Source organism: Nocardioides sp. LML1-1-1.1 (assembly GCF_040676175.1).
Lineage (GTDB): Bacteria > Actinomycetota > Actinomycetes > Propionibacteriales > Nocardioidaceae > Nocardioides.
Genome location: NZ_JBEGHK010000003.1, coordinates 501287 through 515874 on the forward strand (window position 1 = coordinate 501287; position 14588 = coordinate 515874).

At 72.4% G+C, this 14588-nt stretch carries 16 protein-coding genes; 9 read left to right on the forward strand and 7 right to left on the reverse strand.

Annotated elements, in window-relative coordinates; translation table 11 throughout:
- Nucleotide 1: 1 nt before the first annotated feature.
- Nucleotides 2-1543 carry a helix-turn-helix domain-containing protein gene (locus MRBLML1_RS13555; protein ID WP_364516681.1) on the reverse strand — a complete coding sequence of 514 codons (1542 nt, stop codon included), beginning with the start codon at nt 1541-1543 and terminating at the stop codon, nt 2-4.
- Nucleotides 1544-1632: 89 nt separating this feature from the next.
- Between MRBLML1_RS13555 and MRBLML1_RS13560 the strand changes: the two genes are divergently transcribed.
- Together MRBLML1_RS13560 and MRBLML1_RS13565 are read left to right on the forward strand one after the other, a co-directional pair.
- On the forward strand, nt 1633-2649 hold the full coding sequence (locus MRBLML1_RS13560; protein WP_364516683.1) for a zinc-dependent alcohol dehydrogenase family protein: 1017 nt from the start codon (nt 1633-1635) through the stop codon (nt 2647-2649).
- Nucleotides 2646-3449: a maleylpyruvate isomerase family mycothiol-dependent enzyme gene (locus tag MRBLML1_RS13565; protein ID WP_364516685.1), complete on the forward strand. Its 804-nt coding sequence runs from the start codon at nt 2646-2648 to the stop codon at nt 3447-3449. The genes MRBLML1_RS13560 and MRBLML1_RS13565 overlap by 4 nt, the downstream gene beginning before the upstream one ends.
- Here MRBLML1_RS13565 and MRBLML1_RS13570 read toward each other — a convergent pair whose 3' ends face one another.
- Nucleotides 3450-3572: a hypothetical protein gene (locus tag MRBLML1_RS13570; protein ID WP_364516687.1), complete on the reverse strand. Its 123-nt coding sequence runs from the start codon at nt 3570-3572 to the stop codon at nt 3450-3452.
- A 70-nt stretch (nt 3573-3642) separates the two neighbouring features.
- Complete coding sequence (locus MRBLML1_RS13575) at nt 3643-5013, reverse strand: L-serine ammonia-lyase (RefSeq protein ID WP_364516689.1); 1371 nt, start codon at nt 5011-5013, stop codon at nt 3643-3645.
- Between the two features lie 64 nt (nt 5014-5077).
- Between MRBLML1_RS13575 and MRBLML1_RS13580 the strand changes: the two genes are divergently transcribed.
- The gene (locus tag MRBLML1_RS13580; protein WP_364516691.1) at nt 5078-5914 is read left to right on the forward strand and encodes an SDR family oxidoreductase; all 837 of its coding nucleotides are present in this window, start codon (nt 5078-5080) and stop codon (nt 5912-5914) included.
- Between the two features lie 55 nt (nt 5915-5969).
- On the opposite strand, the gene MRBLML1_RS13585 is transcribed toward MRBLML1_RS13580, so the two are convergent.
- Together MRBLML1_RS13585 and MRBLML1_RS13590 are read right to left on the reverse strand one after the other, a co-directional pair.
- On the reverse strand, nt 5970-6767 hold the full coding sequence (locus MRBLML1_RS13585) for a hypothetical protein (RefSeq protein WP_364516693.1): 798 nt from the start codon (nt 6765-6767) through the stop codon (nt 5970-5972).
- Between the two features lies 1 nt (nt 6768).
- Entirely contained in the window at nt 6769-7404 is a 636-nt protein-coding gene (locus tag MRBLML1_RS13590) for a papain-like cysteine protease family protein (RefSeq protein WP_364516695.1), read from the reverse strand.
- 180 nt (nt 7405-7584) lie between these two features.
- On the opposite strand from MRBLML1_RS13590, the gene MRBLML1_RS13595 reads away from it, so the two are divergent.
- The 5 genes from MRBLML1_RS13595 to MRBLML1_RS13615 are packed head-to-tail and all read left to right on the forward strand — an operon-like array spanning nt 7585 to nt 12209.
- Complete coding sequence (locus MRBLML1_RS13595; RefSeq protein WP_364516697.1) at nt 7585-8484, forward strand: hypothetical protein; 900 nt, start codon at nt 7585-7587, stop codon at nt 8482-8484.
- 7 nt (nt 8485-8491) lie between these two features.
- Nucleotides 8492-8971, forward strand: coding sequence for a helix-turn-helix transcriptional regulator (locus tag MRBLML1_RS13600; protein ID WP_364516699.1), 480 nt, complete (start codon nt 8492-8494; stop codon nt 8969-8971).
- 5 nt (nt 8972-8976) lie between these two features.
- Nucleotides 8977-9384 (forward strand): VOC family protein, encoded by a 408-nt coding sequence (locus tag MRBLML1_RS13605; protein WP_364516701.1) that lies wholly within the window; start codon nt 8977-8979, stop codon nt 9382-9384.
- Nucleotides 9385-9387: 3 nt separating this feature from the next.
- Nucleotides 9388-9846: a pyridoxamine 5'-phosphate oxidase family protein gene (locus MRBLML1_RS13610; protein ID WP_364516703.1), complete on the forward strand. Its 459-nt coding sequence runs from the start codon at nt 9388-9390 to the stop codon at nt 9844-9846.
- Nucleotides 9843-12209, forward strand: a complete 2367-nt coding sequence (locus tag MRBLML1_RS13615; RefSeq protein ID WP_364516705.1) for an excinuclease ABC subunit UvrA — start codon at nt 9843-9845, stop codon at nt 12207-12209. The genes MRBLML1_RS13610 and MRBLML1_RS13615 overlap by 4 nt, the downstream gene beginning before the upstream one ends.
- Here MRBLML1_RS13615 and MRBLML1_RS13620 read toward each other — a convergent pair.
- Together MRBLML1_RS13620 and MRBLML1_RS13625 are read right to left on the reverse strand one after the other, a co-directional pair.
- Nucleotides 12160-12756 (reverse strand): TetR/AcrR family transcriptional regulator, encoded by a 597-nt coding sequence (locus MRBLML1_RS13620; RefSeq protein ID WP_364516707.1) that lies wholly within the window; start codon nt 12754-12756, stop codon nt 12160-12162. The genes MRBLML1_RS13615 and MRBLML1_RS13620 overlap by 50 nt on opposite strands.
- Entirely contained in the window at nt 12756-13997 is a 1242-nt protein-coding gene (locus MRBLML1_RS13625) for an NADH:flavin oxidoreductase/NADH oxidase family protein (protein ID WP_364516709.1), read from the reverse strand. The genes MRBLML1_RS13620 and MRBLML1_RS13625 overlap by 1 nt, the downstream gene beginning before the upstream one ends.
- 95 nt (nt 13998-14092) lie before the next feature.
- Between MRBLML1_RS13625 and MRBLML1_RS13630 the strand changes: the two genes are divergently transcribed.
- Nucleotides 14093-14554 carry a VOC family protein gene (locus MRBLML1_RS13630; RefSeq protein ID WP_364516711.1) on the forward strand — a complete coding sequence of 154 codons (462 nt, stop codon included), beginning with the start codon at nt 14093-14095 and terminating at the stop codon, nt 14552-14554.
- Nucleotides 14555-14588 lie beyond the last annotated feature (34 nt).

The following is a 14588-nucleotide window of genomic DNA, read 5'->3' on the forward strand; positions in this document are numbered from 1 at the left end:
CTCAGATGTCGCGGAAGGTCTCGATGTCGGCGCCCAGCGAGCTCAGCCGCTCGGCGAGGTCCTCGTAGCCGCGGTGGATGACGTAGGTGCTGCGCAGCACCGAGGTGCCCTTGCTCGCCAGCATCGCGAGCAACACGACCACGGCCGGCCGCAGCGCGGGCGGGCAGACCAGCTCGGTGCCGGTCCACGAGGTCGGCCCGTCGATCTGCACCCGGTGCGGGTCGAGCAGGGTGACCCGCCCGCCGAGCTTGTTGAGCTCGGTGAGGTAGATCGCGCGGTTGTCGTAGACCCAGTCGTTGAGGTAGGTCGTGCCTTCGGCCGTCGCCGCGATCACTGCGAAGAACGGCAGGTTGTCGATGTTGAGGCCGGGGAAGGGCATCGGGTGGATCTTGTCGCGCGGGGCGACCAGGTCCGAGGGGTGCGTGGTGATGTCGACCAGGCGGGTGTGCCCGTTGGCGGCGAGGTACTCCTCGGAGCGGTCGTAGCGGAAGCCCATCTCCTCCAGCACCGCGAGCTCGATCTCGAGGAACTCGATCGGGGCGCGGCGGATGGTGATCTCGGAGCGGGTGACGATCGCGGCGGCGAGCAGGGACATCGCCTCGATCGGGTCCTCGCTCGGGGCGTAGTCGACGTCGACGTCGATGGACTCGCGGCCGGTGACGGTGAGCGTGGTCGTGCCGATGCCCTCGACCTCGACGCCGAGCGCCTGCAGGTAGAAGCACAGGTCCTGCACCATGTAGTTGGACGAGGCGTTGCGGATCACGGTGGTGCCCGGGTGCAGGGCGGCCGCCATCAGCGCGTTCTCGGTGACCGTGTCGCCGCGCTCGGTGAGCACGATCGGGCGGCCCGGGACGATCGCCCGGTTGAGCTGGGCGTGGTACCAGCCGTCGGTCGCCTTGACCTCCAGGCCGAACGGGCGCAGCGCCGACATGTGCGGCTCGACGGTGCGGGTGCCGAGGTTGCACCCGCCGGCGTACGGCAGCTCGAAGGTGTCCATGCGGTGCAGCAGCGGGCCGAGGAACATGATGACCGAGCGGGTACGACGCGCGGCCTCCTCGTCGATGCGGGTCAGGTCCAGGTCCTTGGGCGGGATGATCTCGAGGTCGTTCTCGCTGTTGATCCAGCGGGTCTGCACACCCAGGCTGTCGAGCACCTCGAGCAGGCGGTTGACCTCCTCGATCCGGGCGACCTTGCGCAGGGTCGTGCGGCCGCGGTTGAGCAGCGAGGCGCACAGCAGCGCGACGCCGGCGTTCTTCGACGTCTTCACGTCGATGCTGCCCGCCAGGGTGGTCGGCCCCTTCACCCGCAGGTGGGTCGGGCCCGCGCCGAGCGCGACGATCTCGGAGTCCAGGGCGGCGCCGATCCGCGCCAGCATCTCCAGCGAGAGGTTCTGGTGTCCCTTCTCGATCCGGTTGATCGCACTCTGACTCGTCGCCAGGCGCTCGGCCAGCTGCGCCTGGGTGAGGCCGCGGTGCTTGCGGGCGTCGCGGATCAGGTTGCCGATCCGGCCCTTGTAGTCGTCACTCGGCTCGTCGGAGGTCATGTCAACGACGGTAACTCACATATGAGATATCACCAACGGAGGGGACGGCGCGTCTCCCCACCTTCCGGGCGATGCGGCAGGATCGGAGCATGCGCGCTACGACGATCCACGCTCCCGGCGACATCCGCGTGGAGGAGGTCCCGGACCCGGTCATCAAGAAGCCCACCGATGCGATCGTCAAGGTCACCGCGGGCTGCATCTGCGGCTCCGACCTGTGGCCCTACCGCGGGGAGAACCCGATCCGCCGTGGCTCCACCATCGGCCACGAGTGCATCGGCGTGGTCGAGGAGGTGGGCGCCGAGGTCCGTGACTTCAAGCCCGGTGACTTCGTCGTCGTCCCGTTCTGCCACTGCGACAACACCTGCGCCAGCTGCCGCAACGGCGCCCAGTCGGCGTGCGTCAACCTCGGCATGACGTCCAGCGGCCAGGGGGAGTACGCCCGGGTCGTCGAGGCCGACGGCAGCCTGGTGAAGACCGACGGCGTGCCCGACGAGGCCCTGGTGCCCTCCCTGCTCGCGCTCAGCGACGTGATGCCGACCGGCTGGCACGCGGCGGTCGCGGCCGGCGTGAAGGCCGGTGACAGCGTCGTGGTCGTCGGGGACGGCGCGGTCGGCCTGTGCGGCGTGCTCGCCGCCTCGGTGATGGGCGCGGAGAAGATCATCGCCATGTCCCGTCACGAGCCGCGCCAGGCCATCGCGAAGGCGTTCGGTGCGACCCACGTGGTCGCCGAGCGCGGCAAGGAGGGCGCGGCGGCGGTCAAGGAGATCACCGACGGGATCGGGGTCGACGCGGCCCTGGAGTGCGTCGGCACGAACGACGCGATGACCACCGCGATCGGCGTGACCCGGGCCAACGGCGGGGTCGGCTTCGTCGGCGTCCCGCACGGCGTGGAGCTCCCGGTGCGCACCCTGTTCGAGAAGAACATCGGCCTGCGTGGCGGGATCGCACCGGTGCGCCGCTACCTGCCCGAGCTGCTCGAGCTGGTGACCTCCGGCCGGATCGACCCCGGCAAGGTCTTCGACCTCACCCTGCCCCTGGAGGAGTCGCCCGAGGGCTACCGGGCGATGGACGAGCGGCGCGCGATCAAGGTGCTGCTGCGCCCGTGACCCGGCTCGACGCCCCCGCCTACCTCGGGCACCTGCGCCGCGAGTCCGCCCGGTTCGCCGACGTCCTCGCCGGCTGCGCGCCCGACGCCCGGGTGCCGTCCTGCCCGGACTGGGACGCCGCCGACCTGCTGTGGCACCTCACGACGGTGCACCACTTCTGGCACCACGTCGTCACCCACCGGCCGGCGGAGCCGCCCGAGGACCTGGCGCCCGCCCGCCCCACGGCGTACGACGACCTGCTGGCCGTGCACCGTGCCACCGCCGAGCGCCTGCACGACGCGCTCGCGGCCGCGGACGCCGCCGAGGCTGCCTGGACCTGGGCGAGCGGGCCGGGCTCGCAGACCGTGGGCTTCGTCCAGCGCCGTCAGGCGCACGAGGCGTTGATCCACCGCCTCGACGCCGAGCTGACCGCCGGCACGCCCACCGCGCTGCCCGCCGACCTGGCCACCGACGGCGTCGACGAGTGCCTGGACGTGATGTACGGCGGCCTGCCGGAGTGGGGCAGCTTCGCGCCGGAGGACCTGTTCGTGGAGTACCGGGTCAGCGACACCGGCACCTCCCTGTGGACCCGGCTCGGCACCTTCTCCGGGACGGAGCCGGACGGCACCGAGCGCGCGGGGGAGCCGGACCAGCACGTCGTACCGGACCCGGGGCGGGCCGCCGACGTCGTGGTCACCGGCACGGCCGACCGGCTCGACGGCTGGCTGTGGCACCGGTACGACGCCACCGGCATCACCGTGGACGGCGACCCCGCCGTGTGGACGCGGGCGCGGGCCGTCCTCGGCCAGGCCGTGGACTAGTCAGCCGCGCAGCTGCGCGCGGCGGCCGTTCTTGCCGGCGAACCAGACCACGCCGAAGAGTCCTCCGAGGAGGAGCAGGAAGAACGCGACGGCGGCGACGAGGACGACGAGGGCGGTGCTCATGCCTGACACCCTCGCATGACGTCGGTCACATTTCGAGCAAGAACTTCCTGAGAAAAGTGCGCGGCCCCGCTCAGCACTCGATGACGTTGACGGCGAGCCCGCCGCGCGAGGTCTCCTTGTACTTGGTGTGCATGTCGCGTCCGGTGTCGCGCATCGTCCTGATCGCCCGGTCGAGGGAGACGGTGTGCCGGCCGGTGCCGTTCAGCGCGAGGCGGGCGGCGTTGATCGCCTTGACCGAGGCGATGGCGTTGCGCTCGATGCAGGGGATCTGGACCAGCCCGCCGACCGGGTCGCAGGTCAGCCCGAGGTTGTGCTCGATGCCGATCTCGGCGGCGTTCTCGACCTGCTCGGACGTGCCGCCCAGGACCTCGCAGAACGCCCCGGCCGCCATCGAGCAGGCCGAGCCGACCTCGCCCTGGCAGCCGACCTCGGCGCCGGAGATCGAGGCGTTCTCCTTGAACAGCACACCGATCGCGCCGGCCGTGAGCAGGAAGCGCACGATCCCGTCGTCGTCGGCGCCCGGCACGAAGCGGACGTAGTAGTGCAGGACCGCGGGGATGATCCCGGCGGCGCCGTTGGTCGGCGCGGTGACGATCCGACCGCCGGAGGCGTTCTCCTCGTTGACCGCGAGGGCGAACAGGTTGACCCAGTCCATCGCGCGCAGCGGGTCGTCGGCCCCGGCCTCCGCGCTGAGCCGGGCGTGCAGGGCGGGCGCCCGCCGGGGCACCTTCAGCCCGCCCGGCAGCACGCCCTCGTGCGCGCAGCCGTTGCGGACGCACTCGGCCATCACCGACCAGATCTCGAGCAGGCCGGCCCGGACCTCCGCCTCGGTGCGCCACGCCAGCTCGTTGGCGAGCATCACGTCGCTGATCCGCAGGCCGGTGCGTCCGCAGGTCGCCAGCAGCTCGGCCGCGGTGGTGAACGGGTGCGCCACCGGCGTCGCGTCGGCAACGACGCGGTCCGCGCCGACAGCCGCCTCGTCGACGACGAAGCCGCCGCCGACCGAGTAGTAGACCCGGTCGCGCAGCACCTCGCCGTCGGCCGACCAGGCCTCGAAGCGCATCCCGTTCGGGTGGCCCGGCAGCGACCGGCGCCGGTGCAGCACCAGGTCGTCAGGCCCGAGGACGACGTCGCGGCGACCGGCGAGCAGCAGCCGGCCCCGGGCGCGGATCGCGGCCGCCCGGTCGTCGTACGACGCGATGTCGACGCTCGCCGGGTCCGCGCCCTCCAGGCCCAGGAGCACGGCCTTCTCCGAGCCGTGGCCGTGGCCGGTGGCGCCCAGCGAGCCGAACAGCTCGGCCCGCACCCGGCCGACCCGGTCGAGCAGGCCGTCGGCGACCAGGCCCTCGGCGAAGAGCCGCGCCGCCCGCATCGGTCCGACCGTGTGGGACGACGAGGGGCCGATGCCGACCGAGTAGAGGTCGAACACGCTCAACGCCATCCCTCCACGGTAGTACGCCTCCGGGCGGACGACAGGGGCCCGGAAAGGGGCCAGGATCGGGTCCATGAGTGAGCTCGGAGGACGGACGTTCCTCGTCACCGGCGCCAACACGGGCATCGGCAAGGAGACCGCGCGCGGCCTGGCCGGCCGTGGGGCGCGGGTCGTGATCGCGGGACGGTCGGAGGAGAAGAGCCGGGCCGCGATCCGGGAGATCGCCGACGACACGGGCAACACCGACCTCGACTACGTCCCGCTGGACCTCGGCGACCTGGCCTCGGTGCGGGCGGCCGCGGCGACCTTCCTGGCGGCCGGCGAGCCGTTGCACGTGCTGGTCAACAACGCCGGTCTCGCCGGCAAGCGCGGGATCACCGCGAGCGGCTTCGAGCTGGCCTTCGGCACCAACCACGTCGGCACCTTCCTGCTCACCGAGCTGCTCCGCGAGCACATCGTCGCGAGCGGCCCCGGCCGGATCGTCAACGTCGCCAGCACCGCGCACTTCCAGGCCAAGGGCATCGACTGGGAGGCCGTGCGCCGCCCGTCGGTGACCCGGACCGCGCTGCGGGAGTACGCCGTCTCCAAGCTCGCCAACGTGCTGCACGCCCGCGAGCTGGGGCGCCGGCTGGAGGGCACCGGCGTGACGACCTACTCGCTGCACCCCGGTGCGATCGCCTCCGACGTGTGGCGCGAGGTGCCGCCCGGCCTGCGCCAGGTGCTGAAGGTCTTCATGAAGGACACCGCCCAGGGCGCGCGCACGACGCTCCACTGCGCGACCTCGCCGGACCTCGCCGGCGAGACCGGCCGCTACTACGACGACCGTCGCAAGAAGAAGCCGTCCGCGACCGTCACCGACGAGCTCGCTGCCGAGCTGTGGGAGCGCAGTGAGGCCTGGGTCGCCGTCTGAGACCTCGGACCGTCCGGCCGGCGGGTGCCGGCCGGACGGTCCACGTCCGCGGCGGTCAGTCCCGCGCGCGCCGGCGGCGTCCGGCGACGAGGGCCAGACTGCCGGCGGCGGCGACGCCGGCGACGCTCGGCAGCAGGAGGCCGGAGCCGTCCTCCTCCGCGGCGCTCGCCGAGGGGGCGCCGTAGCCACCCGCGGTGCCCTTGTCGTCGTACCGGCTGCCGGGCAGCTTGTCGCCGTAGCGACCCGCCACCGTGTGCTGGTACGACGCCACGGAGACCGCGCTCGCGCCGACGACCTCGCGGGCGGCGGCGTTCAGCGGACGCACCTGGCCGGCGTCGACGGCGTACCAGGCACCGACCTGCGGCTCGTTCAGGAGCGGAGCCCCCTTCGCCAGGCCCGCCATCCGTGCCTCCGTGTCACCCGAGGCGACGTTCACGGCCTGCCAGGCGCCGCGGGCGTCCGGCGCGGTGTAGACCGTGAGGTGCTCGCTGCGGACGGAGGCGTCGGTGGCGACGTACCAGAGCGTGCCGGGGACGTCGGAGCGACCGCTCACGAACTCGGGGGAGAGGACGTAGACGGCGACGCCGTCCCGGGCGACGGAGGGCGTGCTCCCCGCCACCGAGGCGGCACCGGACTTGCTCGCGCCGTCACGGGTGGCGGCGGCCTGGGCAGCCTTCTTCAGCAGGCCCACGCCCTGGTCGCTGCGGGCGGCGGCGACAGCCGAGGACAGGTCGTCGCGGGAGACCGGGGCCGAGGTGTCGTCGGCGTGCGCGGTCCCGGCGAGCAGCGGGCTGGCGACGAGGGCCAGCGCACCCGCGGCGAGGGACTTCTCGAGGAGGTTCGGGGTACGCACGTCAGGCTCCGATCTTGTAGAGGGTGTGCGTCCAGTCGAAGCTCGAGTTGGACACGTACCAGCTGTAGGTCGAGGTGTTCCAGCGCGAGTTGTCCGGCCACGGGTCGTAGTACTCGACGGTGGATCCGGAGGTGTCGTAGCCCGTCAGCACCATCATGTGGCCGCCGCCGGAGGACCAGCCGATCCGCGTCATCACCGGACGGTTCGCGTTGATCTCAGAGGTCAGCGTGCTGAAGCTGATCGTGTTGCTGATGTAGCTGCCGGCGGAGATGCCGATGGCGCGGAACGCCCGCTGGTCGTTGCCGAGCGTCGCCTGGTCGTTGGGGCAGCTGCTGTTGAGGGAGTAGCCGAAGGCCATGTTGCAGAACTGGTTCTGGGAGTACTGGCCGTAGCCGAAGTAGCTCGCCACGCTGTTGCCGGTGGCGGCCCAGCACCAGTTGTCCTGCTGCTGGGCCTGACCGCTCACGTCGAGGTAGCGGCTGGCCGCGACCCGGCTGGGCTGGCCGGCGACCGAGGACGCGGCGTGCGCGTCCGGCGCGGCCTGGGTGGGCGCCGAGGGGGCGACCAGGACGGCCGCCGCCAGGGCGAGGGCGGCCGGGATCGCTCGCAACGAGCGCTTCGAGGGGATGGGGTTCACGATGCCTCCTGAAGGTCCGAGATGGGGCGGGCTCATGGCAGCAGCCGGGTTCGGGGCCCGGCAAGGGCGTCGTGGGCCCGGTCGGAGCGGGTGTGAACGCTCCACCCCCAGGAGCCGGTCCGAGCCGCGGGTCCGGCTCGCTCCGAGGCATCGGGTGTGAATGTTCACTAGCCTGCTGCCATGACGCGGCTCGGGCGCGGCGCCCTCGACCTGACGTTCCACGACGCCCTGCGCGAGGCGGTGGCCGGGCGTGGGTTGTCCCTCGCGCGGCTCAGCTCGCACCTCGACGAGCGCGGCCTCCACGTCGGGGTGTCCACGCTGAGCACCTGGCAGAGCGGCCAGCGGGTGCCGCGCGAGGGCTCGGTGCGGGTGGTCGCCGCGCTGGAGGACCTGCTCCAGGTGCCGCCGGGCTGGCTCCTCGATCGGGTGGCCCCGGCCCGGGTCGAGGCCGTGCGTCCGCGCCGCCCCTACCGGGTGGCCGAGAACGCCGCCACCCTCGTCCGCCTGCTGGAGGAGCTGGGCTCCGGCGCCCACGGCGCGGTGCGCACCCTCGGCGTGCTGGAGGAGCTGCTGATGACCGGCACCAGCCTGGGCCGCCGCAACGTGGCCCAGTCCGTGCGGGCGGTGCGCCCGACCGACCGGATCCTCATCGTCGCGCAGTGCGACCGGCCGGAGGACGTCGGCGACGTCGCGCCGGAGGCGGTGTCGGGCTGCCGCCTGGGCCGGGTGGTGCGCGACACCGGCGACGGCTCGCTCGCCGCGGAGCTGCTGCTCGACCGGCGCCTGGAGGTGGGGGAGACCGCCCTGGTCCGCTACGCGATGAACGAGCAGAGCGGGACCCCGCAGACGTCGTACCTGCGCCTGCACGAGTGGCTGAACGCCCACGCCACCTTGGAGGTCGCCTTCGCTCCCGAGGCGCTGCCCGTGCGGGTCACCGAGTTCCACCGCCCCCGCGAGCAGGCTCCCGACGAGGTCGTGCGCGAGCTCACCCTCACGCCCGACCGGCGCGCGCACGTCGTCGTCCCGGCGACCACGCCGGGCGCCGTGGGACTGCGCTGGGAGTGGGCCGACCCGTCATGATGGGTGGGTGGACCCCGAACGCCTGCGCACGCTGACGCTGCTGCGCCGGGTGCGCGACCGGATCGACCGGGAGTACGCCGCACCGCTCGACGTCGACGCGCTGGCCCGCGACGTCCACCTCTCGTCGGGCTACCTGAGCCGCGAGTTCAAGAAGGCCTACGGCGAGCCGCCGTACTCCTACCTGATGACTCGCCGGATCGAGCGGGCGATGGCGCTGCTGCGCCGCGGCGACCTGTCGGTGACGGAGGTCTGCTTCGAGGTCGGGTTCTCCTCGCTCGGCACCTTCAGCACCCGCTTCACCGAGCTCGTCGGCGTCTCGCCGAGCGCCTACCGCGAGGAGGTGGCCGCCGGCGGCGAGGGGCTGGTCGAGCCGCCGTCGTGCGAGACGAAGAAGGTCACCCGGCCGCTGCGCCGCGGGGGAGCCCAGACCTCGCCGGAGCCGGTCAGGAATCGAGAAGCGCCACGCTTCACGCCCCCACTAGCGTGACGCGCATGGACATCAGCATTCAGCACAGCTTCCTCCCGCAGACCGACCCGGAGGCGTCGCTCGCGTTCTACCGTGACGTCCTCGGCTTCGAGGTCCTCAACGACGTCGGCTACGGCGAGATGCGGTGGATCACCGTCGCCCCGGCCGGCCAGCAGGCTCCGTCGATCGTGCTGGCGCCGCCCGCCGCCGACCCCGGGATCACCGAGGACGAGAAGAGCACGATCGCCGAGATGATGGCGAAGGGCACCTACGCCACGGTCGTGCTCACCACTCCCGACCTCGACGGCACCTTCGACCGGATCCAGGCCACCGGCGCCGAGGTCATCCAGGAGCCGATCGACCAGCCGTACGGCGTCCGGGACTGCGCGTTCCGCGACCCGGCCGGCAACCACGTCCGCATCAACCAGGGCTGAGCGTTGGCGGAGCCGCGCGACCGCGCGACGCGCACCCGCGACACGCTGGCCCTGCTGAGCACGCCCGCGATCGACGCCTGGGTCGCGACGGCGTCGCCGGCCGGCGTGCCGCACCTGGTGCCACTGTCCCTGCTGTGGACCGGTGAGCACGCGGTGGTGGCGGTCGACGAGACGTCGGTGACGGCGCGCAACCTGGTCGCGTCCGGCACCGCCCGGCTCGGCGTCGGGCCGACCCGCGACGTGGTCATGCTCGACGTACGGCTCGTCGAGGCGGTGCCGGCCGATGAGTCTGCGGCGCTCGGCGAGTCCTATGCAGCGCAGGCGGACTGGGACCCCCGGGGCGTGCCCGGCTACGTGTTCCTGGTCCTGCGGCCCGAGCGCGTGCAGGCATGGCGCGAGGTGAACGAGATGGCCGGCCGTACGCTTCTGCGCGCCGGCACCTGGATCGAGAGGACCCCATGACCACCACCCCCCGTCCCGCTGACTCCCACGACCTGATCCGGGTGCAGGGCGCCCGGGAGAACAACCTCAAGGACGTCGACGTCGAGATCCCCAAGCGCAGGCTGACGGTGTTCACCGGCGTCTCCGGGTCGGGCAAGAGCTCGCTGGTCTTCGGGACCATCGCGGCCGAGTCGCGACGGCTGATCGACGAGACCTACTCGACGTTCGTGCAGGGCTTCATGCCCAACCTCCCGCGCCCCGACGTCGATGTCCTGGAGGGGCTGACCACGGCGATCCTCGTCGACCAGGAGCGGATGGGCGCCAACCCGCGATCGACGCTCGGCACGGTCACCGACGCGCACGCCATGCTGCGCTCGCTCTTCTCGCGCATCGGCGAGCCGTCGATCGGCGGGCCGACCGCGTTCTCCTTCAACATCCCGACGACGACCGTCGGCGGCGCCTCGGTGACGGAGTCGGGGAAGAAGAACGTCATCAAGCAACAGGTCTACCTCGGCGGCATGTGCCCGCAGTGCGAGGGCCGCGGCTCGGTCTCCGACCTCGACCTCTCCGAGATCGTCGACGAGTCCAAGTCGCTGGTCGAGGGCGCGATCCTGGTGCCCGGCTACACCGCGGACGGCTGGATGGTGGCGGCGTACAAGGCCGTGCTGCCACCGGAGAAGCCGGTCGCGAAGTACACCAAGGCCGAGCGCGAGGACTTCCTGCACGCCGAGCCGCGCAAGATCAAGGTCGACAAGATCAACATCACCTACGAGGGGCTGATCCCGAAGATCCGCAAGGCGATGTTCGCCAAGGACGTCGACTCGCTCCAGCCGCACATCCGGGCGTTCGTCGAGCGCGCGGCGGTCTTCGGCACCTGCCCCGCGTGCGGGGGGACCCGGCTCAACGAGTCGGCGCGGTCGGTCACGATCAAGGGCCGCAACATCGGCGAGGTGGCCGCGATGCAGGTCACCGACCTCGCGGCGTGGCTGCGGACCATCGACGACCCCGGGGTGGCGCCGCTCATCGGCACCCTGCTCCACCTGCTCGACTCGTTCGTCGACATCGGGCTCGGCTACCTGTCCCTGGACCGCCCGTCCGGCACGCTGTCCGGCGGCGAGGCCCAGCGCACCAAGATGGTGCGCCACCTCGGCTCGGCGCTGACCGACGTCACCTACGTCTTCGACGAGCCGACGATCGGCCTCCACCCGCACGACATCGAGCGGATGAACAAGCTCCTGCTCGAGCTGCGCGACAAGGGCAACACCGTGCTCGTCGTCGAGCACAAGCCGGAGACGATCGCCATCGCGGACCACGTCGTCGACATGGGGCCGGCGGCCGGCAGCGGCGGTGGCGAGGTGGTGTTCGAGGGCACCGTCGACGGCCTGCGTGCCTCGGGCACCCGCACCGGCGAGCACCTGTCCTACCGGGCCTCGCTCAAGGACGCGGTGCGGGAGCGCACCGGTGTGCTGGAGGTGCGTGGTGCCGCCACGCACAACCTGCAGAAGGTCGACGTGGACGTCCCGCTCGGCGTCCTCACGGTCGTCACCGGCGTCGCGGGCTCGGGCAAGAGCTCGTTGATCCACGGCTCGGTGGTCGGCCGCGACGGCGTGGTGGCGATCGACCAGGCAGCGATCAAGGGCTCGCGCAGGTCCAACCCGGCGACGTACACCGGGCTGCTGGAGCCCATCCGCAAGGCCTTCGCCAAGGCGAACGACGTGAAGCCGGCCCTGTTCAGCGCCAACTCCGAAGGCGCCTGCCCGACCTGCAAGGGCTCGGGCGTCATCGTCACCGAGCTCGGCTTCATGGACACCGTCTCGACCCCGTGCGAGGACTGCGGCGGCAAGCGGTTCCAGGCCGCCGTGCTCGACTACCGCCTCGGCGGGCTGAACATCGCCGAGGTGCTCGACCTGCCGGTCGACCGCGCGCTGGAGCTGTTCTCGGCGCCGGAGACGAAGGTGCCGGCCGCTGCCGACATCCTGGGCCGGCTCCGGGACGTGGGGCTGGGCTACCTCACCCTCGGCCAGCCGCTCAACACCCTCTCGGGCGGCGAGCGGCAGCGGGTCAAGCTCGCGCTGCACCTGAAGGAGAAGGGCGGGGTCTACGTCCTCGACGAGCCGACCACCGGCCTCCACCTCGCCGACGTCGACAACCTGCTGCGCCTGCTGGACCGGCTGGTCGACGCTGGCAAGACCGTGATCGTGATCGAGCACCACCAGGCCGTCATGGCGCACGCCGACTGGATCATCGACCTCGGACCGGGCGCCGGCCACGACGGCGGCCGGGTGGTCTTCGAGGGCACGCCGGCCGACCTGGTCGCTCAGGGGGAGAGGACGCTCACCGGCCAGCACCTGGCGGAGTACGTCGCTCCGACTCCACCAGCCTGACCAGCTCCTCGGCCACGCGCAGCATCGGCTCGCTCCGGTGCTGCGCGAGGCCGATCACGACCGCGCCCTCGATCGCCGAGAGCAGCAGGTTGGCGAGGCTCTCCGTGCGCTCCTCGGGCACGCCCTGGAGAGCCAGCCACGCGGTGACCGCAGCGGTCCACTCGGCGAACGCCTGGCCCGCGAGCTCGCGGGCCACCGGCTCGCTCTCCCCACCCAGGGCGGCGGCGACGACCGGGCAGCCGGCCGTCCAGCCGCTCTCCTCGGCCTCGACCCGCCACACCTCGACGATCAGCGGGATCGCCTCGGCCGGCGGCAGCTCCGCCAGCGCCGTGAGGGCGTCGGTGTACTCCGCGACCGCCTCGCGCACCGCGTCGGCCACCATCTCCGACCGGCCACCCGGGAAGTAGTGGTAGAGCGAGCCGCGGGAGGCGCCGGCCTCGGCGACCACGTCGAGCATCGTCGTCCCGGCGACCCCGCGACGTCGCAGCAGCTCGCGCGTGGTGTGCACGATCCGGTCCCGCTTGGCGGGGTCCGGGCGGCGGGCCATCACAGACCGCGACGGCCGACGCGGATGCTGTCGCGACCGTTGCGGACCATGTACGTCGCCACGTTGATCGCCGGGTGGCGGCGCGGCGCCGGCTCGCGGCCGTCGGCCATCCGCCACATCTGCACGGTGTACGCCGTCAGCTCGGTCAGGCTGTCGATCAGCCGGATGCCGGAGCGCTTGGGCCGCACGTGGCTCTCGCTCGTCGTACCGTCGAGGAGGAGGCGGGGCACGTCCGGCTCGACCGTCAACGGGCGGCCCAGGCCGACCACGTCGATGGCGCCGGTCGCGACGGCGTCCTCCATCGCCTCGGCGGAGCGGAAGCCGCCGGTGAGCATGAGCGGCAGGTCGGGGAGCTCGTCGCGCACCCGCAGGGCGTAGTCGAGGAAGTAGGCCTCGCGCTTGCGGGTGCTCTCCTTGAGCGTCGGGTCGACGCCGAGCATCGCGGCGGAGGAGTAGGTGCCGCCGGAGACCTCGAGCAGGTCGATGCCCTCCGCGGCGAGGGCGTGCACGACCTCGACCGACTCGTCCTCGCTGAAGCCGCCGCGCTGGAAGTCGGCGGAGTTGAGCTTGATGGCCATGGTCTTGTCGGGGCCGATCTCGGCGCGGATCGCGCGGGCGATCTCGAGCACGAAGCGGCGCCGCTTCTCCGGCGTGCCGCCCCAGGCGTCGGTGCGCTGGTTGGCCAGCGGCGAGAGGAACTGGCTGACGAGGTAGCCGTGGGCACCGTGGATCTGCACGCCGTCGAACCCGGCCTGGACGAGGATCCCGGCGGTCGTCGCGAAGCGGCGCACGATGTCCTCGATCTCCTCGTGCGTCAGGGCGCGGGGCTCGGCGAACATCCCGCCGCTGCCGGGCAGCGCGACCGCGGACGGCGCGACCGGGCGGGGGGTGAGAGTCCGGGGCGCCTGGCGGCCGGGGTGGTTGATCTGCGCCCAGGCGACGGCGCCGTCGTCCTTGATGATCTGCGCCCATTCGACGAGGTCGGCGAAGGCGCGGTCGTCCTCGACGACGACGTTGCCCGGCTCGCCGATCGCGCGCCGGTCGACCATCACGTTGCCGGTGATGACGAGGCCCGCCCCGTTGCCGGACCAGCGCCGGTAGAGGGTCTTGATCCCGTCGCCCGGGTTGTGCGCGCGGTCCGCGAGGCTCTCGCTGAGAGCGGCCTTGGCGAGCCGGTTGGGGAGCGCGGGCCCGTGCGGGAGCGTGAACGGCTGCTGGAGGGACGTCGTCGTCGAGGTCATGCCAGAACTATGCAGGGATGCATAGGAATGGTCCAGGGGTGCGGTGCGAGACCTGCGTCACGGGTGGTGTCGGAGGTACGGCGTAGAACCGGACCATGAGCCGTCACCTCCAGGTCACCTTCGACGCCCACGACCCGCGCGCGCTGTCCACCTTCTGGGCGGCCGTGCTCGGCTACGTCCACCCCGCGCCACCCGGGGTCACGCTGGGGGAGGGGGAGGACCCGCTCGCGGCGTGGGACGTCTTCCTGGAGCGGCTCGGGGTGCCGCCCGAGCAGCGCAACACCCGCTCGGCGATCGAGGACCCCGACGGCGCCGGGCCGCGCGTGTTCTTCCAGCAGGTGCCCGAGGACAAGGTCGCGAAGAACCGCCTCCACCTCGACGTCCGTGCCGCCCCCGGACTGGCGGGGGAGGAGCGGATGGCCGCCCTGGAGGCCGAGTGCGACCGGTTGGTCGGGCTCGGGGCGAGCCGCGTCGAGCGGCACGAGCCCGCACCGCCGATGACGGCCGGGCACATCGTGCTGCGCGACCCCGAAGGCAACGAGTTCTGCCTCGACTGAGTACCTGGCGCGAGCGTGTCTTCGCCGCGGCGGG

Coding starts and splice junctions, on each gene's coding strand:
- MRBLML1_RS13625 (WP_364516709.1), bottom strand. CDS start 13,997: ATGACCTCGACGACGACGTCCCTCCAGCAGCCGTTCACGCTCCCGCAC.
- MRBLML1_RS13580 (WP_364516691.1), top strand. CDS start 5,078: ATGAGTGAGCTCGGAGGACGGACGTTCCTCGTCACCGGCGCCAACACG.
- MRBLML1_RS13560 (WP_364516683.1), top strand. CDS start 1,633: ATGCGCGCTACGACGATCCACGCTCCCGGCGACATCCGCGTGGAGGAG.
- MRBLML1_RS13595 (WP_364516697.1), top strand. CDS start 7,585: ATGACGCGGCTCGGGCGCGGCGCCCTCGACCTGACGTTCCACGACGCC.
- MRBLML1_RS13575 (WP_364516689.1), bottom strand. CDS start 5,013: ATGGCGTTGAGCGTGTTCGACCTCTACTCGGTCGGCATCGGCCCCTCG.
- MRBLML1_RS13555 (WP_364516681.1), bottom strand. CDS start 1,543: ATGACCTCCGACGAGCCGAGTGACGACTACAAGGGCCGGATCGGCAAC.
- MRBLML1_RS13620 (WP_364516707.1), bottom strand. CDS start 12,756: ATGGCCCGCCGCCCGGACCCCGCCAAGCGGGACCGGATCGTGCACACC.
- MRBLML1_RS13605 (WP_364516701.1), top strand. CDS start 8,977: ATGGACATCAGCATTCAGCACAGCTTCCTCCCGCAGACCGACCCGGAG.
- MRBLML1_RS13570 (WP_364516687.1), bottom strand. CDS start 3,572: ATGAGCACCGCCCTCGTCGTCCTCGTCGCCGCCGTCGCGTTCTTCCTG.
- MRBLML1_RS13615 (WP_364516705.1), top strand. CDS start 9,843: ATGACCACCACCCCCCGTCCCGCTGACTCCCACGACCTGATCCGGGTG.
- MRBLML1_RS13630 (WP_364516711.1), top strand. CDS start 14,093: ATGAGCCGTCACCTCCAGGTCACCTTCGACGCCCACGACCCGCGCGCG.